The 20,855-nt window shown below is 65.5% G+C and carries 17 protein-coding genes; 5 read left to right on the top strand and 12 right to left on the bottom strand.

Going from position 1 to position 20,855, the window contains the following annotated elements:
- Positions 1-57 precede the first annotated feature (57 nt).
- From XH92_RS19550 to folE, 8 genes are all read right to left on the bottom strand, one after another.
- Positions 58-849 carry a c-type cytochrome gene (locus XH92_RS19550; protein WP_194460641.1) on the bottom strand — a complete coding sequence of 264 codons (792 nt, stop codon included), beginning with the start codon at positions 847-849 and terminating at the stop codon, positions 58-60.
- Positions 846-2,471 carry a b(o/a)3-type cytochrome-c oxidase subunit 1 gene (locus XH92_RS19545; protein ID WP_194460640.1) on the bottom strand — a complete coding sequence of 542 codons (1,626 nt, stop codon included), beginning with the start codon at positions 2,469-2,471 and terminating at the stop codon, positions 846-848. The genes XH92_RS19550 and XH92_RS19545 overlap by 4 nt, the downstream gene beginning before the upstream one ends.
- Positions 2,461-3,024: a cytochrome C oxidase subunit II gene (locus tag XH92_RS19540; RefSeq protein WP_194460639.1), complete on the bottom strand. Its 564-nt coding sequence runs from the start codon at positions 3,022-3,024 to the stop codon at positions 2,461-2,463. Before XH92_RS19540 ends, XH92_RS19545 begins: the two co-directional genes overlap by 11 nt.
- Complete coding sequence (locus XH92_RS19535) at positions 3,024-3,203, bottom strand: hypothetical protein (RefSeq protein WP_194460638.1); 180 nt, start codon at positions 3,201-3,203, stop codon at positions 3,024-3,026. The genes XH92_RS19540 and XH92_RS19535 overlap by 1 nt, the downstream gene beginning before the upstream one ends.
- 10 nt (positions 3,204-3,213) lie before the next feature.
- On the bottom strand, positions 3,214-4,428 hold the full coding sequence (locus XH92_RS19530) for a cytochrome c (RefSeq protein WP_194461334.1): 1,215 nt from the start codon (positions 4,426-4,428) through the stop codon (positions 3,214-3,216).
- Positions 4,429-4,477: 49 nt separating this feature from the next.
- Positions 4,478-5,089 carry a c-type cytochrome gene (locus XH92_RS19525; protein ID WP_194460637.1) on the bottom strand — a complete coding sequence of 204 codons (612 nt, stop codon included), beginning with the start codon at positions 5,087-5,089 and terminating at the stop codon, positions 4,478-4,480.
- 205 nt (positions 5,090-5,294) lie between these two features.
- Complete coding sequence (gene hisI, locus XH92_RS19520; protein ID WP_194460636.1) at positions 5,295-5,723, bottom strand: phosphoribosyl-AMP cyclohydrolase; 429 nt, start codon at positions 5,721-5,723, stop codon at positions 5,295-5,297.
- Between the two features lie 28 nt (positions 5,724-5,751).
- Positions 5,752-6,429 (bottom strand): GTP cyclohydrolase I FolE, encoded by a 678-nt coding sequence (gene folE / locus XH92_RS19515; protein WP_194460635.1) that lies wholly within the window; start codon positions 6,427-6,429, stop codon positions 5,752-5,754.
- A gap of 239 nt (positions 6,430-6,668) precedes the next feature.
- Here folE and XH92_RS19510 point away from each other — a divergent pair, with 239 nt between their 5' ends.
- Positions 6,669-7,115 carry an iron-sulfur cluster assembly scaffold protein gene (locus XH92_RS19510; protein ID WP_029080129.1) on the top strand — a complete coding sequence of 149 codons (447 nt, stop codon included), beginning with the start codon at positions 6,669-6,671 and terminating at the stop codon, positions 7,113-7,115.
- A 17-nt stretch (positions 7,116-7,132) separates the two neighbouring features.
- On the opposite strand, the gene XH92_RS19505 is transcribed toward XH92_RS19510, so the two are convergent.
- The gene (locus XH92_RS19505; protein WP_194460634.1) at positions 7,133-8,050 is read right to left on the bottom strand and encodes a hypothetical protein; all 918 of its coding nucleotides are present in this window, start codon (positions 8,048-8,050) and stop codon (positions 7,133-7,135) included.
- Positions 8,051-8,350: 300 nt separating this feature from the next.
- On the opposite strand from XH92_RS19505, the gene yidD reads away from it, so the two are divergent.
- Together yidD and XH92_RS19495 are read left to right on the top strand one after the other, a co-directional pair.
- Positions 8,351-8,644: a membrane protein insertion efficiency factor YidD gene (yidD, locus tag XH92_RS19500; protein ID WP_210345564.1), complete on the top strand. Its 294-nt coding sequence runs from the start codon at positions 8,351-8,353 to the stop codon at positions 8,642-8,644.
- 126 nt (positions 8,645-8,770) lie between these two features.
- The gene (locus tag XH92_RS19495; RefSeq protein WP_194460632.1) at positions 8,771-8,938 is read left to right on the top strand and encodes a hypothetical protein; all 168 of its coding nucleotides are present in this window, start codon (positions 8,771-8,773) and stop codon (positions 8,936-8,938) included.
- Between the two features lie 81 nt (positions 8,939-9,019).
- On the opposite strand, the gene XH92_RS19490 is transcribed toward XH92_RS19495, so the two are convergent.
- Together XH92_RS19490 and XH92_RS19485 are read right to left on the bottom strand one after the other, a co-directional pair.
- Entirely contained in the window at positions 9,020-10,156 is a 1,137-nt protein-coding gene (locus XH92_RS19490) for an MFS transporter (RefSeq protein ID WP_194461333.1), read from the bottom strand.
- Between the two features lie 118 nt (positions 10,157-10,274).
- A complete protein-coding gene (locus XH92_RS19485) occupies positions 10,275-11,552 on the bottom strand; it encodes an ATP-dependent Clp protease proteolytic subunit (RefSeq protein WP_194460631.1) in 1,278 nt (425 codons plus the stop codon).
- A gap of 217 nt (positions 11,553-11,769) precedes the next feature.
- On the opposite strand from XH92_RS19485, the gene thrS reads away from it, so the two are divergent.
- Positions 11,770-13,818, top strand: coding sequence for a threonine--tRNA ligase (thrS, locus tag XH92_RS19480; protein WP_194460630.1), 2,049 nt, complete (start codon positions 11,770-11,772; stop codon positions 13,816-13,818).
- An 84-nt stretch (positions 13,819-13,902) separates the two neighbouring features.
- Positions 13,903-14,466, top strand: coding sequence for a nitroreductase (locus tag XH92_RS19475; protein ID WP_194460629.1), 564 nt, complete (start codon positions 13,903-13,905; stop codon positions 14,464-14,466).
- 106 nt (positions 14,467-14,572) lie between these two features.
- On the opposite strand, the gene XH92_RS19470 is transcribed toward XH92_RS19475, so the two are convergent.
- Positions 14,573-20,494, bottom strand: a complete 5,922-nt coding sequence (locus XH92_RS19470; RefSeq protein ID WP_194460628.1) for an autotransporter-associated beta strand repeat-containing protein — start codon at positions 20,492-20,494, stop codon at positions 14,573-14,575.
- Positions 20,495-20,855 lie beyond the last annotated feature (361 nt).

Genomic DNA, 20,855 nt, shown 5'->3' with positions numbered 1-20,855 from the left:
CGGCACCCATGTCCTGTCAACCTGCCGTAATTATGGTTAACGGCGCGTTAACGCAGCTCAAGGCTGGGCCTCGTAGTAGTGCGCGACCTGGTCGATCTCCTCGGCGGTCATCCGGCGGGCGATGTTGCGCATCTGCTCGCTGATGTCGTTGCGGCGTGCCCCGGACGCAAAGGCCTCGAGCTGGACCTTGATGTAGACCGCCGACTGACCGCCGAGCCAGGGGCTCCCCGCCTTGTTGTCGATGTCGCCGTGGCAGGAGCCGCAGGGCGGGATGTTGCGCATCGGGGCGCCCGTCACCACGATCGCCGGCGCGGGGCGCCCGGTGTCCAGGCTGTTCGAAGGCACCCGCGGCAGATAAGCGTAATAGGCCGCAACGTCCTTCATGTCCTGGTCGCTCATCGCCGCCGCGAACGGGCTCATCACGACGCTGACCCGCGCGCCGGACTTGAAGTCGCTCAGCTCCTTGTACGTCACCGCGGCAAACTGCCCGGCGAGGTTCGGTGAATTGGCGTCACTGACGCCCTGCGGTCCGTGGCAGATCGCGCAACGCTGCGCCAGCGTCGCGCCCCGCCCGATCGAGACCTGATCGACCTTGGTCAGCATCTCCGACGTCATGACGACATTGGAGGTCTTGAAATCCGGCTTGACGCTGGCCTCCTGCACGGCAGCGCGCGGAACGCCGGCCGCGCTGCAGATCGCGTCCCAGACGCCGGCAAGCTTGAGGTTGGGTTGCGCCAGCGGCAACCAGATCAGGCCAGCGATGGCCGACAGCACGGCAATGGCGGCCGTGACGCCGACGCTGATGCCGAACCAGGGATTGCGCGGGGAGAACAGCTGCTGATCGCTCATCGGCCGGCTCCGACATAGACCGCGGGCACACTGGTCTCGTTCAGCGTCATCAGCTGCGCGATCGGGAAACCATAGTTCACCACCGTGAGGCCGACCATCAAGGCGAGCCACAGGCCGAACGAGTTGAGCGCAACCGGAATCCGCGCCGGCATGTGCAGCGGCACCGCGAAGCGGTAGGCACCCGCCTCGCCTCGCGCGCCGAATTGGCCGCGGATCAGCACCAGCAGGAACAGCAGGCCCGACAGCAGCAGGATGAAGCCGCCGATCGCCGACATCGATACGGAGAAGGCCTGCGGCGAGATCGCGGGGTTGGCATAGTCATAGTATGCCATGCGGCGCGGCATGCCGAGAATCCCGACATAGTGCCATGGGAAGGTGGTCACGATCATGCCGACGAACCACAGCCAGAGCTGCGTGCGCATCAGGCCGAAACTGTCCAGCGCACGCCCGGTCAGATGCGGCCACAGATCATAGGCGATGGCAAAATACATGATCACGATGGCGCCGCCGAAGATCAGGTGGAAATGGCCGGTGATCCACTGCGTGTTGTGCACGGTGGCATCGAGCTGATAGCTCATGTTGATCAGGCCGCCGGCGCCGCCGAAGCCGAGCATGACCAGCGACAGCGCCGTCGCCAGCATGATCGGATTGGACCATGGCAGCGCGCCGATCCAGCCGAATGCGCCGCGGCCGCCGCGCAGGCGGCTCGCGATCTCCGCCGACGCGCAGATCGTGAACACCGTGAGCAGCGTCGGCAGCGCGACGAGGCCGGTGAACACCGAGTGCATGAACTTGAAGCCGGCGCCGACCTGTGGGTCGGCAAACAGATGGTGCACGCCGATCGGCATCGCCACCACGACGAACAGGATGAACGAAATCCGCGCCATCGCGTCGCTAAAGAGCCGGCCACCGATCGCGCGCGGGAAGATCGTGTAATAGGCGATATAGGTCGGGATCAGCCAGAAATAGACGATGGCATGCAAAGTCCACGAGAAGAACACGCGCGCCAGCCCCGCATCGATGGTCGACTTGAGTCCCAGCGCTACGGGCAGGATCTGGAACAGGATCTCCAGCGCCGCACCGACCGCGGTCCAGCCCCAGAGCAACGAGCCCGCGACATTGGCGTACATCGCAAGCGGCACCGGCTTGCCCCGGTTGTCGCGCTTCCAGATCGCGAAATTGGTCACCATCAGCGCGACCCAGATCCATGAGCCGACCACGACCATGACCACGCCGATGTAATAGAAGGGATTGCCGACCATCGGCGGATAGAAGGTGTAGAGCACCGAGGCGAGCCCGAGCGACACCGGGATCATCGCGACGACGGCGCCGACGGCGACCAGCAAGAAGCCGGCCCAGGCCCAGCGCCGCCCGATCAGTTCCTTCTCCAGCGAGGCTTCGGTGATCGCATAGCCGAAGCCCATCGCGATCAGCGTCGGGAATACGTAGCCCATCGCGGAGCCGTGCGCGGTAACCGAGCGATAGTAGAACTCCGGGTTTAAATGCCAGGCATTCAACGGGCTGCGCACGAACATCTGCCAGGCGCCGAGCACCAGCGCGACGCCGAACACGATGAAGGCGAGCCAGAAATGCGCTGCGATCAGCCGTCTGTTAGTCAACACAGGTCAGCCTCCGCTTTGCTGCCGCCATGTCCCGGAACGCGGCCTTGTCGATCACCTTGACCTTGCCCCACATGCCCTGGTGGCCGATGCCGCAGAATTCCTGGCACGGCATCACATGATCGCCCGGCGTCTTGAAGCGCACCGGCAGGTCCGTGACATAACCCGGCACCAACATCGTGTTGATGTTGGTGCCCTCGATCAGGAAGCCGTGGACCACATCCGCGCTGGTGGCGCGGAAGGTGATCGGCGTCTCCGCCGGCACCACGACGCATTGCGGCGTGAAGGAATATTGCTGGCCGATGGCGCGCACGGTGACCGAGCCGTCGGCCGCCATTTCGCTGCCGAGATTGCTCTCGACGAATTCGCCGGACAGATGCAACGTCTTGGGATCGGCGGTTTCGACCCGGCCCTGCGGCATCGTCGCCTGATGGATGCCGATATAGGCCGCCATGCCGACCAGCAGGCCGACAATGACGATCGACAGCGTCGCCCAGCGCCGCTCGATCCGTGCGGCAACCGCTTCGCCGAGGCTATGGTCCGTCTCGGTCGCCATCAGGGAGCGCTCCGCGGCAGGAAGACGAGCAGATAGAACGCAAACCACAAGCCGACCACGATGGCCGTCGCAACGCCTGCGATCGCGACGGCACCGCTCGGGCCAGCGCGCACAATTGTCTCGACGGCCTCGTCTTCCGAGCCCGATGTGTTCGGTTGCGGCGAAGATGAATTGATCATGACCGCGTTCCTAGTTCAGCGTTGCTGCACGCAATTCGTTGGCCTGGCGCGCCGACACCGGCTCGCCGCGATTGCCCCAGGCCGTTCGAATGTAGGTCACGACAGCCGCGACCTCGTCGTCCGACAGCTTCTGCGCGAATGGCGGCATGCCGTGGGGCATCGGATTGCCTGACGTGCCCGGCGGATAGCCGCCATTGAGCACCATCCGGATCGGGTTCACTGCGGAGACCATCTGGATCGACTGGTTGCCGGCGAGCGGCGGATAGTCCGGCGGCATGCCCTGCCCGGTCGCGCCATGGCAGCTCGCGCAGTCCCGATCATAGATCGACTTGCCAAGGGATAGCAGCAGACTGCTCTCGGCCGACGGCAGCGAAGTCGACGCTTTTTCTGGCGGACCGCCCTGCGCAAGGCCCTTCAGGTAGACCGCCATCGCGCGCACATCATCATCGTTGAGATATTGCAGGCTGTTGTAGACGACCTCGGCCATCGGTCCGTACACGGCGCCCTTGGCGGACACGCCCTTGCGCAGATAGTCGACGATCTCCTCGATCGTCCAGTCGCCGAGCCCCGTCTCCTTGTTGGAGGTCAGCGACGGCGCGTACCAGTTCTGCATCGGGATCAGGCCGCCCTCGAAGGCCTGCGACTGCTTGCTGCCACCGAGCGCATTGATCGGGGTGTGACACATCCCGCAATGACCCAGCCCCTCGACCAGATAGTTGCCTCTATTCCACTCTGCCGACTTCGTTGGATCAGGCTTGAACTCGCCTTCCCTGAAGAACAGCGTCCGCCAGCCGAGGATCAGCGAGCGGTTGTTGAACGGGAAGGTCAGGTCGTGCGGCTTGTCGAGCTGCTTGACCGGCGGCACGGTGCGCAAATAGGCGTAGATCGCGTCGCTGTCCTCGCGCGTCACCTGGGTGTAGGAGGCGAACGGCATCGCCGGATAGACCAGACCGCCGTCGGGGAAGCGGCCATTGTGCATCATCTGGTAGAATTGATCCGACGTCCACGTCCCGATCCCGGTCTGCGGATCGGGCGTGATGTTCGACGTGTAGAGCGTGCCGAACGGCGTCTTCATCGGAAGGCCGCCGGCGAAGGTCTTGCCTTCGCGCGCGGTGTGGCAGGCGATGCAGTCGCCGGCGCGTGCGAGATACTCGCCCTTGGCGATGACGGTCGGATCGGCCGCCTTCTGCTGCGCCAGTGCGGCGACGGGGGCGCATGCGAGCATCAATCCGACAAGCACTCCTGTGGAGGTTCGCGACATCGGCACGATCCCTTCAGTGCGGTTCGCTGCCGCATTCGAGCGGCATCGGCAGGCTGCCTCGCGGCGCGAACGACGGATCCGCCGGCGCCGGACGCGACGACAAGTAGGCCGCCACAGCCTTCACATCATCTTCCGTCAGCAGGCTCGCGACGATCTGCATGCAATCGGGCGCAAGCGCGGTCCGCGTGCCGTAGCGCCAGCCGCCGAGCTGGCCGCTGATATAGGCCGCGCGCAGGCCGAGCAGGCCGGGAATGCCGGGCTCCATGCCGCCCAATGCCGGACCATGACAGGCCGAACACGGCGGAATGCCGTGCTGCGGATCGCCGTTCTTCACGATCTCTTCGCCGCGCGCCAATATCTCCTTGCTGTCGACCGGCGGGACCGGCGGCGGAAATGCGGGCCGGAGCGACGCGAAATACTCGGCGATCTTCTTCAGGTAATCGTCGGTCTGGAATTCCAGCAGATAGTTCATCGGCGGATATTTCCGCCGCCCGTCCCTGAACGCGATCAGCTGGTTATAAAGGTAGCCGGCCGGCTTGCCGGCAAGGCGCGGGAAATAGGCGTCGCTGGTGCCCTCGCCTTCGGCGCCGTGACACGGCGCGCAGGCAAGCACGCGCGCGGCCATCGTATCGGGCGCACGCTCCACCGTTTGCGATTGCGCCGCCCCGATCGGCAATACAACCCAGGCAAGAAACCCAACAAGCGGTATCAGACGATGCGCCACAACTCACCCCCAGCGCGACGACGATGTGCAATTACTTGCACACGGCCGGACAGGAGGCAACGAAGTGCACCACTTCGACGCATCGCATTTGATTTAGATCAACGCTCTATTTGCGATAGACGTGTGCCGGATCGAATAGCCGCTCGGCGTCGACGAATGACAGGCCGACATTGCCGCCCTCGTCCTTCACGGCGCGATAGAAACAGGAGCGCCGCCCGGTGTGGCAGGCCGCGCCGATCTGCTCGACCTTGATCCACACCGCATCCTGATCGCAATCCATCCGGATCTCGATCACGCGCTGGGTCTGGCCCGAGCTCTCGCCCTTGCGCCATAGCGCGTTGCGCGAGCGGCTGAAATACCAGCCTTCGCCGGTCGCGATCGTCTTGCGCAGGGCTTCGTCGTTCATGTGCGCGACCATCAGCACGTCGCCGGTCGCGGCATCGGTCGCGACGCAGGTCACAAGACCTGTCGCGTCGAATTTGGGCTGGAAGGCCAGCCCCTCTTCGCGGTCATGATCGTGGGTCGATGCGGACACGGCAAACCTCGCTTGGGAAAATGCGAGGTTACCGGTTCGGTCCTCGCACCAGGGAAAGGAAACGCTGCTGCTCCGCCGGATTGTCGCGGAACATGCCGGTGAAGCGGCTGGTGAAGGTCGATGCACCATGCTTGGCGACGCCACGCACCGACATGCAGGTATGCTCCGCCTCGATCAGCACGGCAACGCCGCGCGGCTTCAGCACCTCGTCGATCGCGGCTGCGACCTGCGCGGTGAGATGCTCCTGGGTCTGCAGGCGACGGGCGAAGATGTCGGTCAGCCGCGCCAGCTTGGAGAGGCCCACGACGCGCTCCACCGGCGTGTAGGCGATATGCGCCTTGCCGTAGAACGGCATCATGTGATGCTCGCACTGCGAGGTGAATTCGATGTCGCGGACCAGCACGAAATCGTCGTAGCCGGCGGTCTCGCCGAAGGTGCGGTTGAGCACTTCGGCGGGGCACTGATGATAGCCCTGATAGAGCTCGTCATAGGCCTCGACGACGCGGCGCGGCGTGTCGAGCAGACCTTCGCGGCCGGTGTTCTCGCCGATATAGGCGAGCAGCGTCTTCACGGCGTCCTCGGCCTCGGCCCGCGACGGGCGCGGCTGGTCGGCACGGACGGCCGCCGCCAGGAATTCTGCGGGGTCGAGCTCGCTGGACTTGGCGTCGGGCTTGTTGGGGCGAATCGGTTTGATCAAGGCGTCCATGTCTTCTCCGTTCGACCGGCCTGGCATTAGCCTTCGGGCCGGATGTGTCACCGGGCAGACGGGGCGGATCGTCGAACCGCCGGACGCCTGAGTCCCATAATTGTAGCACCACCGCGACGGATGTGGGCCGCGCTGGCCGCATGGCCGGGCTATGTTTCCGGCGCTGCCGTTCATATATAGGACGGTGAAACCCAGCCGCCAAGAGCGCCCGGCACGGCCGGAACCAGGCATCTGTCCCCATGCTGAACGACATTTACAACAAGCGGATCATCGAGTTGGCCGGCAATATTCCGCGCCTCGGACGGCTGGCCGAGCCGGACGCCAGTGCCACCGCCCACTCCAAATTGTGCGGCTCGACCGTCAAGGTCGACCTCAAGATGGACGGCCCTGTGGTGACGGACTTCGCCCATGACGTGAAGGCCTGCGCGCTCGGCCAGGCCTCCTCCTCGATCATGGCGAGCCATGTGGTGGGGTCGACCGCGGACGAGCTGCGCGAATTGCGCGAGACCGTCCGCAAGATGCTGAAGGAAAATGGCCAGCCCCCGCAGGGCGGCAAATGGGCCGACATCGCGCTGCTCGAGCCGGTGCGCGACTACAAGGCCCGCCATGCCTCGACGCTGCTGACCTTCGATGCCGTGGTCGACGCGATCGGTCAGATCGAGGCCAAGGCAAAACAGCCGGCGTAAGCCCGACGGCCTAGACCTTACTGCGACGGCTGGACCGGCGCCGGCGCTGCGGTGCCACCGGTCGGCACCACGGCCTCGGCGGTCTTGGTCGCCCTCGCAGCCTGCGGCAGTGCTTCGCCTTCCATCGCGCTGCTCGCGAAGCGATCGCCGTTCTTCGGCTTCGCCTCGGCAACCGGGATTGCGTTGTCCTGCCGCGGCAGCACGTCCGCGACCGCGTCCGTGGTGACGAGATTGGTCAGGCGCAGTTCGGCCGGCGACAATTCGTGCAGGTCTTCCCACGGCGGCACGCTGAGTGCGAGCGACAAGAGCTCACCCCCGCCACCCATGTCGAACGTGTATTTGGCAAGACGGCCGATATCGCGCTCGACGATCATCAGGTCCTGCGCGGTGTAGCTGGCGGCCTTGGCGTCATCGGCGCGGTCGCCCATCCAGATCTGATGCACCCGGATATGCGCGGCCGGTGGCACGTAGCGCGTCTTGCCCGACAACAACAGGAACACGCACATCGACTCGCAATAAGCATCCGGCAGCACGCTGGCGCGATCGCCCTGCGCGGCCTGATTGACGACGCTGGTGCCGACCGTGGTCAGCGCGCCGAGACCGCGGAAGCGGCGGCCGAGTGCGATCGCGTCGTTGACCGAGCCGCCGCTGGAGTCGAGCACGATGGTGGCGCCGTTGAGCTGGCGGCTGCGCGCGAACTCGTCGAATTCCTTGGGGCTATCGGCGGTGATGATGCCGACCGCCGACACCCAGCCGCGGCAATTCGGCTGGCAGGCGATCCAGCTGAACTTCATCGGCAGCTTGCGCTCTTCGAGCGTCGAGCTGGTCTGCGCGGAGTTCCCCGCCCATGTGGCGGTGCCGGAGACCGCAAAGCAAAGGGCAACGGCGCCGGTAAGCACCCAACTGCGCAACGAGATCGACCTGACGAGCCTCAATTTGGTTCCTTCCCCCAAGCCCTTGGTGATGCGAGCGGTGGCAATGGCCCCATGTCAATGCGCCACGAATCTGTCATCGGCGCGTTATGGGAACGGTAGCGTTGCTGACCTGGACCGTCCATAGGACCCTTGCTGCACCGCGACCAGCGCTGTGCGATAATGGTGAACTGTGGCGTAAATATCTGCAATTGAACAGTTCCTTGGCTTGGAACCCCCGCAAGATTACGTACATACTTGCGTATGTCCCCAACCGATCATTCGACGACACGCCATCCGCGATGCACGGACTGTGCCACCACCATGCGCCGCATGCCGCGCAATTTCGGCCGCGCCTTGATCTGGATCTACCGGCACACGCTGTCGCCGCTGGTTGGCTACAACTGCCGGCATCTGCCGACCTGCTCGGTCTATGGCGATGAGGCAATCGAGCGCTTCGGACTCTGGGCCGGCGGATGGATGACGCTGGCAAGATTGCTGCGCTGCCAGCCCTGGGGAACCTCGGGCATCGACAACGTCCCGCAGACGAAGCCGCTTGGGGCGCATTGGTACCTGCCCTGGCGCTACGGCCGCTGGCGCGGCGTCAACGAAGGTTGACGCGGCGTCAACCGATGCCTGATCGATTGCTGCGGCGCTCCCAAACGCCACGCGCATAGCTGTTCCGGCGGAACTGTGGCGATCGTCGGCGCATTGTTTCATCGCCCCCTTGGGGAGGAAACAACAATGCGCTGGAAACTCAGCCACAACGGGCACGATCCCCGGCAGATCGATTTGCTGGCCGTGCTCGCCTTGCTCGTCGTGATCGTTGCCGCCTACGGATACTTCACCCACAATTCGAACAAGCCGAGCACGACGGCGTTCATCGTGCCGAGCCAGAGCGTGAAGTGGTGACGCACAGCGCGTCGACCACCGGCTAGCACCAGCCCTCGAGCACGGCCACGCGCACGCTTCGCGCCTCAAAAGCGAACGGGCTCACTCGGCTGCGGCAGCGCCCGCCGTGCGTCGCGGCCGCGTGATCACCACGACCGCAAGCGCCGCCGCGACGAAGGCCGTGGCCACGTAGCCCGCGCTGTGGAGCCATTCGCGCGCGAACAGCAATCCGCCGATCGCGGATCCGATGGCTTGGCCGATATACAGCACCGAGGTGTTGAGCGAGACCGACGCCGACGCCAGCGCCGGCGCCGCGCCGACCAGGCGCACCTGCTGCATCGAATTGGTCGAGGCAAAGCCGAGGCCCCACAACGCAACCGAGGCGGCCATCAATGCGTAGGCGCCGGCGCTCAGTGCCCAGCCGGCCACGCCGGCGAGCAGCAACGCGGTGAACAGCACCGACGTCTTCCAGGCGCCCCAGGAATCCACGATGCGGGTCGCGATCGCAATGCCGACGAACCCGAAGATGCCGTAGAGCGCGAATACGACACCGACGGCGTCCGCGTTAGCGCCGGTCAATTTGCCGAGCAGCGGCCCCATGAAGGTGAACACCACGAACTGGCCGGACATCTGCAGCGTCGTGATCGACAACAGCAGGACGACGGTCGGATTGCGGCCGAGATCGACCCAGGTCCTCAGGTCGACCGGCATGCCATGCAAACCGCCGGGCAACCGCCACCACAGCAGCAGAGAGCTCATCAGCCCGGTCAGCGCGATCGCGCCGTAGGTCACGCGAAAACCGTAACGGCTTGCGATGAAGGTGATCAACGGCAGCCCGATCGCGGCGGCGAGCGACCAGCCGAGGAAGATGTAGGCGATCGTGCTGCCGCGCTTCTCCATCGGCACGATCAGCGCCGCGGTGCCCGCCGCCTGCGGCGTGTAGAGGACGCCGACCGCAAGCATCACCAGGCGGATGATCAGGAGACTGTCGTAGTCCGGCGCGAAGGCCGATGCGGCATTGGTCAGCGTCAGCACCAGCAGCGTCGCCGTCAGCAGCGCGCGCCGTTCGAACCGGCTGGTCAGCCACGCCGTCACTGGCGAGCCCACGCACAGCACGATCGCACCAAAGGTGATCAACAGACCCGCGGTGTGGATCGTGACGCCGAGGCCATCCGACAACTCCGCCAGCATGCCGGCCGGCGCCAGCACCGAGCAGCCGGTGACGATATTGCCGAGCATCAATGCGGTGGGAGCGAAGCGTTTCACGCCGCGTTGTTAGCAGACTCCGAGATCAATGCAACTGCATCTAAATGCATAGCACGCCATCAAGTGGCGCCGCTTGCACCCGTCCTTGCGCTCACGGCGACGGCGATGCCGCCGGCGCCGCGTTGACGCTCGGCGACGCGCCGGACGGCCATGGGCTCGCAGGTTTCGGGCCGACGGTCGTGGCCGGACATGACGCCAGCAGTTGCGTCCACCCCTGCTCCAGCCCGGTCGTGTCGATATCGAATGTCGCAACGCTGGCCTTGCCGTCAGGCTTGCCGTCGGACGATAGCGGGCTTTCGCCGACCTGCAGATGAGGGACCGCCAGCATCGCCTTGACGATGTCCGACGCCACGGGGTCGCTCCAGACCTCGTATTTGCCGAACCGCGCCGGCAACCTGCCGAATGCGATCGCCCTGGTGGCGCCGGCCATCATCACCACGGTGCTCTTGCCCGCGCCGCCCTCGTCGAATTCACGCACGAACATCAGCCGCCCGCGATCCTTGTTCTCGCAGAACAGCCGCCACTCCATCATGCGGAACGCGCTACCGTCGCCTTTCTTCTGCTGCGCGATCTTGCGGACATAGGGCCGCGTTTCCTTCTCCACCGCCCAGAGGGTTTCCGGCAACGGCCGCATATCGATGCCAAATCGATAGAGCTCCTGCCGCGTCAGCACATGCAGGCTCTCGAACTTCACGGTCCGGATCAGGTCGCTGAGCTCATGGCTGATCCCCATCGCCTCGAGGAACAGGTTGCGGTCGCGATCGGCACTCACCATCTCGCGCCGCCTGAAATCCGCGACGACCTGCGGCGGCGGATGGCCGTGGACGACGAACATCAGCTTGGAGTTATGCACCGCAAGCACCGAGTCGGGCGCCACCTCGCGGTTGGTCGCACCCAGGAACAGATAGGCGCAGGCCGAGACGCACATCGCATTGCGCGTGGTGAGCTCGGCCTCCACCTCTCCCTTCGCGGCCTTGATCTTCAGACAGGCGGCGTCGGTCTGCGTGCCCGCGGAACAGGCCGGCACGGTGGTGCGACCGACCCGGGCAATCGCCTTGTGCGCGCGCAGAAACCGCGCGATCGCGTAGGACTGCTCGACGTTTCCGCCCGGCGAATGCAGGTAGATCGGAAGCTGCCTGTCCTTGATGGGAAACAGGAAGGTGCGGATCCGCTGCGCGGCTTCCCGATCGATCTCGCCCTCGATCGCGATCCAGCGATCGCAACCGGCGCCACAGGCATTCGGCGGACCCTTGGCGAGATAGATGGTCAGCTTCTTCGCAAATCCGGCCTTCTCGACCGGTGTTTCTTCCGCCCGCAACACGCCCGGGATCAGAAGCAGCGCCACGAAAAACAGGAGACGGGAAAACATGAACCTTGCGGATCGCGATGGCGGGAAAATGGACGTCGGACGTTAGACGATGATCGGCAGTGTCGCAACGCGCCAGGCGCAGGCGAGCTCCCCCGATTCGATGCGGCCGGTGGCCCATTTTCTTGATATTGCCGGATTGCAGGCGTCAAATCCCCTGCTATACCGCTGCTTTCCGCTTACCTGCGCTCGTTCGCAGGAGTGAGCTACAGGAGACATCATGGCCGACACGCCGCCCAAATCCGAATCCGGATTCCAGTACAGCCTCTCGAACCTCAAGCCCGCAGAACCCGTGAACAAGATCGCCCTCACCTTCCCTGATGGAGCGAGGCGCGATTTCCCGAAAGGGACCACCGGCCTCGACATCGCCAAAGGCATTTCGCCCTCGCTCGCCAAGCGCACCGTCGCGATGGCGCTCGACGGCACGCTCGCCGACCTCAACGATCCGATCGAAGCCGACGCCAAAATCGAACTGATCGGCCGCGAAGACCCGCGCGCGCTGGAACTGATCCGGCACGATGCCGCGCACGTGCTCGCCGAAGCCGTGCAGTCGCTGTGGCCGGGCACCCAGGTCACGATCGGCCCGGTGATCGAGAACGGCTTCTATTACGACTTCTTCCGCAATGAGCCGTTCACCCCGGAAGATTTTGCCGCGATCGAGAAGCGGATGCGCGAGATCATCGCGCGCGACAAGCCGTTCACCAAGGAGGTCTGGGATCGCGAGAAGACCAAGCAGGTGTTCCGCGACAAGGGCGAGGCCTTCAAGGTCGAGCTGGTCGACGCCATTCCCGGCAACGAGCCGATCAAGATCTACTTCCAGGGCGACTGGTTCGATCTCTGCCGCGGCCCGCACATGACCTCGACCGGCAAGGTCGGCAATGCCTTCAAGCTGATGAAGGTGGCCGGCGCCTATTGGCGCGGCGATTCCAACAATCCGATGCTGACCCGCATCTACGGCACGGCCTTCGCCAGGCAGGAAGACCTCGACGCGTACCTCAAGCAGATCGAGGAAGCCGAGAAGCGCGACCACCGCAAGCTCGGCCGCGAGCTCGACCTGTTCCACTTCCAGGAGGAAGGCCCCGGCGTGGTGTTCTGGCACCCGAAGGGCTGGACCATCTTCCAGCAGCTGATCGCCTATATGCGGCGCCGGCTGCTCGGCGACTACAACGAGGTCAATGCTCCGCAGATCCTCGACAAGGTGTTGTGGGAGACCTCGGGCCACTGGGACTGGTATCGCGAGAACATGTTCGCGGCGCAGTCCGCCGGCGACGAGGCCGAGGACAAGCGCTGGTTCGCGTTGAAGCCGATGAACTGCCCGGGCCATGTGCAGATCTTCAAGCACGGGTTGAAGAGCTACCGCGACCTGCCCTTGCGGCTCGCCGAGTTCGGCGTCGTGCATCGCTACGAGCCGTCGGGCGCGATGCACGGCCTGATGCGGGTGCGCGGCTTCACCCAGGACGACGCCCACGTGTTCTGCACCGAACAGCAGCTCGCCGATGAGTGCCTCAAGATCAACGAGCTGATCCTGTCGACCTACTCCGATTTCGGCTTTGACGGCGAGCTCACGGTCAAGCTCTCGACGCGGCCGGAGAAGCGGGTCGGCACCGACGAGATGTGGGATCACGCCGAGCGCGTGATGGCCACCGTGCTGTCGGAGATCAAGGCCAAGGGCAGCAACCGGATCCGGACCGAGATCAACCCGGGTGAAGGCGCGTTCTACGGGCCGAAGTTCGAATACGTGCTGCGCGACGCCATCGGCCGTGACTGGCAATGCGGCACGACCCAGGTCGACTTCAACCTGCCGGAGCGGTTCGGCGCGTTCTACATCGATCACGACGGCTCCAAGAAGGCGCCGGTCATGGTGCACCGTGCGATCTGCGGTTCGATGGAGCGCTTCATCGGCATCCTGATCGAGCACTACGCCGGCAACTTCCCGCTCTGGCTGGCGCCGACCCAGCTCGTGGTCACGACCATCACCTCCGAGGGCGACGAATACGCCAAGGTGGTGGCGGCAGCGGCGCGCCGCGCCGGCCTGCGCGTCGAGATCGACCTGCGCAACGAGAAGATCAACTACAAGGTCCGCGAGCACTCGCTGGCCAAGATCCCGGCCCTGCTGGTCGTCGGCAAGAAGGAGGCCGAGACCCATTCGGTATCGGTCCGCCGCCTCGGCAGCGAGCGCCAGACCGTGATGCCAACCGACGAGGCGATCGCCGCGCTGGTGGACGAGGCGACGCCGCCGGACGTGAAACGGGCGCGATCCGTCGCCTGATCTTCACAATCGGTCTAAATTGGCTTTCACAGGCTTGGTCGTGCCCCCATCTTGGGGGCACGACTCCACTTGAAGGACATTTCCGTGCCCGATGCCATTGAACTCCTGAAGACACGCCGCTCGATGAAACCGCGCGAGATGACCGGCCCGGGCCCGTCCGCGGCCGAGCTCGAGACCATTTTGACGATCGGCGCACGCGTGCCCGATCACGGCAAGCTGGCGCCCTGGCGCTTCATCGTGTTCGAGGGCGACGCCCGCGCGCGCGCCGGCGACGTGATCGCAAAGGTGTTCGCCCGCAAGAACCCCGGCGCGCCGGCCACCGACATCGAGGTCGAGAAGAAGCGCCTGACCGATGCCCCGCTGGTGATCGGCGTGGTCTCCTTCACCAAGCCGCACCCGAAGGTGCCGCCGTGGGAGCAGGAATTGTCGGCAGGCGCGAGCGCGATGAACATCGTCACCGCGGCGACCGCGCTCGGCTACGGCGCCTGCTGGCTGACCGGCTGGTTCGCCTTCGACCGCGACGTGCTCGACGGTCTCGGCCTGAAGCCGGACGAGAAGCTCGCCGGCCTGATTCATATCGGGACCCCGACCAAGCCGAGCGAAGATCGCCCGCGCCCGGTGCTGTCGGATATCGTGACGCGATTCTAAGGGCGGTCATGATCCCATAAGCCGGTCGGGCTGGCAGCGGAGCCATGCACCGACAGCGACCAAATCTGCAACGCAGCCCAATGACGCGACGGGCCGCCGGCAGACATCACCAGGCGTAGCGCACGACGCCCTTGCCGGCGTAACTGCTGCTCACGTTCGAGAACTCGCCCTCGAAGGTCGCAGCCGCCGACCAGCCGTTGCGCCACGTCATCTCGATCGCGGCCGTCGTCAGCGCCGACTCCGACGCCTGTGCCGCGCCGTTGACGACAAAGGACGAGACCGGCAGCGCCTGGAACGTCGGCGCGATCGTGCGGTTCGGATCGTAGTCATGCGCCCAAGCGAACCGCGTGCGCAGGGTGAGCAGGCCGTCCTGCACCGCGAATGAATTGTCGGTCCGGAAGCCGAGTTCGCTGCGCGCGTCGGTGACGCGCTTGCCGGCATAGCCGAGCGCAAAGGTCGGCAGCCCGGAGATCGTCTGCTCGGCATAGCTCGGCAAATCGAGCGTCGTGAACTGGCCGGCCGCATAGGGCGTGATGCCCATCCACGGCGTGGCGAAACGATAGCCGCCTTCGACGCGGCCGGAATAGGCATTGGTGTTGAACTCGGCCCGGAGATGATCGAGCCCCAGTACGGGCACCGTGCGATCGGTCGTGATGTCCTGCCAGCCGTAAGCCAGCGCGGCCGTGATGTAGGCATTGCCTTCGGTGTGGCGAACATAGGCACCGGCCTGGAACAGATCGGAGCGTCCACTTCCGAGGTTGTTCACGCCAAAGCTCGTGCCGCCGCCGGCGACGGCAAAACCGGCGACCGTATTCGGCGAGAACAAATAGTCCGCACCGACGGCGGTGCCGTAGATGCTGCTGGTCGTGCTGTTCGATCCAACCACCGCATTGCCGCTGGTCGATTGCGAACCGCCGAAGCCGGCCGCCCACACGCTCCAGCGTTGCTGGAAAGTCACCGGCGGCGCCTTGGCGAACATCGCGAACGCATCTGTCTGACGTGTCGCGGCATAGGCGCCGGCATTGTCGTCCTCCGCATAACCCGGCACGCCGGGCGTGGCGGCGCCACCGGTCCGGTTCATGAATGGGTCGGTCAGGAGCCCCATGAACAGGTCCATGGCCTTGAACGTGGTCTGCTGCGTCGACGTGGCGAGTTCACCCGAGACCTGTGTCAGGCCGGTCGGCGTCAGCGCGCCGAACGCGATCGGTACCGTGCCGGTGCTGTTGAAGGAATTGACGATGGCATTGCTGACATTGCGCTGGTTGATGTTGAGGTCGCCGCTTGGCGGCGTGAAGCTCAGGGCGAGGTTGAGATAGGCGTGCGTCGGATCGTAGCTCAGCGTCGAGGTGAAGCCGGACGGCAGGTTGGTATTGGCGAGCGTGTTGAACGTGCCGCTGATGCCGCCTGCCGCGGCGACGATGGTGTATTGCTTGGCGACGTAGGTGCCGGACGAGAAGAACGCCTGCACCGAGGCGCCGCCCAGAGTGGCCGATCCCGTCGCGTTCACGAAGGATGCGGTCGTCGGATTGATCGCCACCTGATAGAACGCACCCGACGAGAATGCGAGACTGCCGTTGACCGTCATCGACGATCCCGCGGTGCCGTTGCCCGCTGCGAAGATGCCGCCACTGCCGACGTTGAGGTTAGCGACCGCGCCGGTACCGAACAGCGCACCGCCGCCCGAGATCGTCGTGGTGCCGTTGATCGTGCCGGTGTTGTTGAAGGTGCCGCCAGTGTTGGTGAGGCCTCCATTGAGCGTGCCGGCATTGCTCGCGGTGCCGCTGTTGGTCACCAGGCCTGATACGGTGGCACCCGCCGCATTGATGAAGGTGCCCGCGGTCGTGATGGTCCCGGTCCAGGTCGCATTGTTGGCGATCGTGCCGCTATTGCTGGCGACGTTGGCGACATAGGTGCCGTTGTTGATGACGGTGCCGGCGTTGGTGAGATCGTCATGCAGCGTACCGCCTGCCGCCACGACGATCTTGCCGGTCGCCGTGTTGGTGACCGAGCCGAATGTCGCCGCGCCGCCGCCATCGACGACGAAATTCGCGGCGTTCGTGAGCGAGGCGCTGTGCGTGATTGCGCCGCCATTACCGATCTCCAGCGTGCCGCCGTTCACCGTCGTCGCACCGCGATAGGTGTTGGTGCCCGTCAGGATCTGCCTGCTGTCGCCGTTCTTGACCAATGCCAGCTTGGGACCGGCCGCGCCGCCTTCGCCGGCTCCGCCGCCATCCTGGATCGTGCCGGAGAACGTTGTCGACCCGCCGTTCACGCCCGAGATCGTCAGCGTCGCCGTGCCGCTCGCCGCGGCATTCCTGACGACACCGCCGCCGCTGCTGCCATCCGCGAGCGAGGCGACCGAGTTGCTGTAGCCCGACAGGTCCAGGGTCGCGCCGGCATTGACCAGGAAGGCCGAGTTGCGCGAGAGACCCGTCGACGATTGCGCGATGACGGTACCCGACGCGATATTCGTCGTGCCGGAATACGTGCTGACGCCGCCCAGCAAAATGCCTTCCGCGAAAGCACGCGGATTGCTGCTCATCAATGTCAGCGTGCCGCCTCGCGACGATGCCGCATCCGAGATCGTGCCGAACAAGCGAATGAGGCCGCCGGCATCGTCGATCGTGCCACCCCTGGCGGTGATCTCGACGCCGTTGGCAAAAGCGCGATCGAGCAAGGAGCCGCCTGCAAGAGTGCCTCCATTGAAGGTCAGTGTCCCCAGACCGACCGCCGAGGCCGTCTGGGTCGAGGGATCGTTGACGTTGGTGAAGACGGACGCGCCCCGAACCACCAGCGTCCCCTGCGTCAGCGTCGTGCCGCCCGTATATGCATTGGACGCGGTCAGGATCGTCGTGCCGCTGCCGGCCTGCACGACCTTGCCACCGCCGCCATCGGAAATGGTGCCGTCGAACTGATAGGTATTGTTGCGATCGAAGATCAGCGTTCCGCCAAGCGTCACGTTGCCGACAATCGAACCGGTCCCGTTGCCGTTGCCGAGCTGCAGGGTCGCACAATTACAGACCAGCGTTCCGCCGGTGTAGGTGTTTGCACCGGTCAGCGTCAGCGCCCCTCCGTTGATCTTCAACGAGCCGCCGGCACCATTCTGGATACCGCCATCCTGGATCACGCCCGCGAATGACGTTGAACTCGCCGTGATGGTCAGCATCTGGGCGCCAAGCGACACCGTGCCCGTCTGCCCCGTACCGGTATTGCCAAGCGTTGTGATCGACGCGCCGGCAGAGGTCTGCGAGATGTCGAAGGTCGCTCCGGTCGCAAGATTGACCGCGCTCGACGCTGCGAGCGAGCCTGTTCCCGACAGCGCCAGCGTGCCCGCGTTGATCGTCGTCCCACCGGAATATGTGTTCGTGCCGGTCAGCGTCAGCTTTGTCAGGCTGCCGCCGAGCGCCAGTCCCGTCGCGCCGGTGCCGTCCTGAATAGCGCCGCCGAACGTCGTCGCGCTGCCGCCCTGATTGTTGACCGTCAGTACCGCCGCCGCGCCGTTGTTGGTGACGATGCCACCGCCGGACAGCCCCGCGATCTGCTGGTTGAAGCCACCGAGATCGAGATTGCTGGCGGCCTTCACCGTCACCGACGAATTGGCGCTGAGCGCGTTCACCGCACCGCCGATCAGCGAGCTGGCACTCACGCCGTCGCCGACGGTCGTAGCTCCGGAGTAGGTGTTGGCGCCACTCAGCGTCAGCGCCGTGTTCGCGTTGACGAGCGAGAGCCCGGTCTTGCCACTGCCGTCGGTGATCGCGCCCGAGAAGGTCGAGGCAGTACCGCCCGCGATGGTCAGGACATTCGAGTTGGCGTCGTTCGTTACGGTACCGATCCCGGACAGCGCTGCGATCTGCTGATCGGAACCGCCGAGGTTGAGCGTCCCGTTGACGACAACACCGCTCGACGCCGCGATCGCGTTGACGACGCCGAGGTTCAACGTCGCCGCACTGTTGATGGTTGTCCTGCCGGTATAGGTCTCCGTGTTGGCCAGCGTCACGGATCCGCTGGCGTTGCCGCCGGTATTGGCGATCGTCAGACCGCCGGTCGTGCCGTTGCCGTTACCGATGACGCCGGAGTAAGTGAAGGCAAATCCGTTGGCGTCGATCGTGCCGCCGGTGGTGTTGATCGCCGCGGTATTGGCGATGGTGTAGGCGCCACCTGCCTGCAGCGTACCGCCATCGAACGTCACGACGCCAGTGCCGAGCGGGCCCGAGGTGACAGCGCCCGGAGTGCCCGTCGAGGATGCATTGACCTGGAAGATGCCAGCCGTCAGCGTCGTGCCGCCCGAGTAGGTGTTGGCACCCGAAAGGCTGAGCGTACCGCTGCCGATCTGCGCCACCTTGCCGTTGCCGCTGATCGTGCCGCTGAACGCCATGGTGTTGGAGCGATCGAATGCGAGCTTACCATTGTTGGCGACGTCGCCGATGATCGAACCCGTCGTGCCGCCATTGCCGAGTTGCAGGGTGCCGCTGTTGACCGTGGTGCCGCCGGAATAGGTATTCGCACCGGTCATGATGACCGTGCCGCCCGAGATGGCGACCGCCGCGCCGGCGCCGGTGCCGGCCGTATAGCCTTGACCGGTCGGAAGGCTCGCGGCGCTGTCGTCAGCAATCGTGCCGCTGAGCGTGAGCGTGCCGGTCGGATTGAAAGTGGTGGTCGTGCCGCTCGAGAGAAACAGATCGGAGCCGGCCGCCGCGCCCGCGTTGCCGCCCTGGCTCCCGGTAACGGCGCTGCTCCCGAACGTGCCGTCACCGACGGTCAGCGAGGCACCGGCGCGAACGAATACGGCGCCACCGAAAGCGGCGCCACCGCCGGCGCTGCCTGCCACGCCATTTCCACCACCGACGCCGCCGGACCCGGCAGCAGTGAAGTTCGTGCCGGCCCCGCCGCCGCCGCCAAAGCCGCCATTACCGGCCGAAGGGGCGATGGCGCCGCCGCCGCCACCGCCGCCGCCGTAACCGCCGGATCCTGCGCTGCTGAAGTTGGTACCACCGCCGCCGCCGCCGAAATCGCCGCCATTGCCGGCCGTGGAGCTATCGGCAGCCGCGCCGCCACCTCCGCCGCCCAGCGTGCCATCCGTTCCGTTCGGACTGCCCGGCTGCGAACCGCCGGCGCCGCCGGCACCGCCGGCCAATCCACCACCGCCGCCACCGCCGCCGCCGTTGACACTCGACGTGCTGCCGTCACCGCCATTGCCACCATTGACGCCGCCGCCGCCACCGCCACCGCCGGTCGAGAATCCTGCAGCGCCCGTCCTTCCTGCACCGCCTGATCCGCCGTTGGTGCCATTTTGTCCTGCGCCGCCGTTCGTTCCGTCACTTCCGTTGCCGCCGCTACCTCCAGGCCCGCTTCCGCCGGCGCCGCCGTTCAGGAATCTCGATCCGTCATTGGATCCGCCGGCGCCGCCACCGCCGCCGCTAAAGCCGCCACCACCGCCGCCGGCATCCTGACCGCCGCTACCGCCGCTGCCGCCCAAACCGCCACCGCCGCCGCCGCCGGGCGTACCGTTTTGCGTCGCAACACCGCCTCCGGCGCCGCCCGTGGCGGTATTGTTGCTGAACGTCACGTTGCTGACGGTCGTCGAACCAGCGTTGACAAAGATCGCGCCACCGGCGCCGAGACCGCCGCCGCCGGGGGCGCTGCCGGATGCGCCGCCAGCACCGCCCTGGGCACTGCCGTTGGCAATCGTGAGGTTCGAAATCGCAACCGTGCCAGAGAGCACGAAGAAGACGCGATTGGCGTTGCCGCCGCTAATGACGAGGCCGCTCGATCCCGAGCCGTCGATTGTGACGTTGTTATTGATGGGCGGCAGCGCGCCATTGGCGGCGCTGGTTGCAATCGTCGAGTTTGCGGGCAGGTTGAACGTGATCGTTCCGCCGGCGACGTTGGCCTGATTGATGGCATCACGCAGCGAGCCCGGACCGCTGTCGGCGGTGGTGGTGACGACAAACTGCGCTTGCGCCGCGGTCACCGTCCCAAGACAGACAGCGACGACCAGTGTCGCCGCGAACCAGAACTTGTCTCTCACTGTGCCAGCCGCCCGCGCAAATTGGTTTCCAAGTCGGTTTCTATGCATTGGTTCGTCCGCCCCACGGGCGCTACCCTCAACCGACGCCGATCGTCGGCGGCCCCTGCGAAATGACTGCTGCAAAATGATTCCAAGCGATACGACGACGCCGGACGCAGACTCCCCTTCCCCATGTCGCAGGCTTTCGAACGTGCGTCTTCTCACCCCGCGCACCGAGGTGCTTTTTGGCTGAATGTTACCGAACGGCCACGCTGCGATCCGGGCTCAGCTGGGGAATGCTGCCGCGCTCAGCCACACTGTGGGAAATGACACGGGAGCGGATGGCAGCGCGGGGCAACGCCTGCCGCTAGGCCGCTGTCAG

The sequence above is a fragment of the Bradyrhizobium sp. CCBAU 53421 genome, assembly GCF_015291625.1.
In the GTDB taxonomy this organism is placed as follows: Bacteria; Pseudomonadota; Alphaproteobacteria; order Rhizobiales; family Xanthobacteraceae; genus Bradyrhizobium.
Note: the sequence above shows the minus strand (reverse complement) of the source record. Positions and strands in the feature narration are given on the sequence as shown.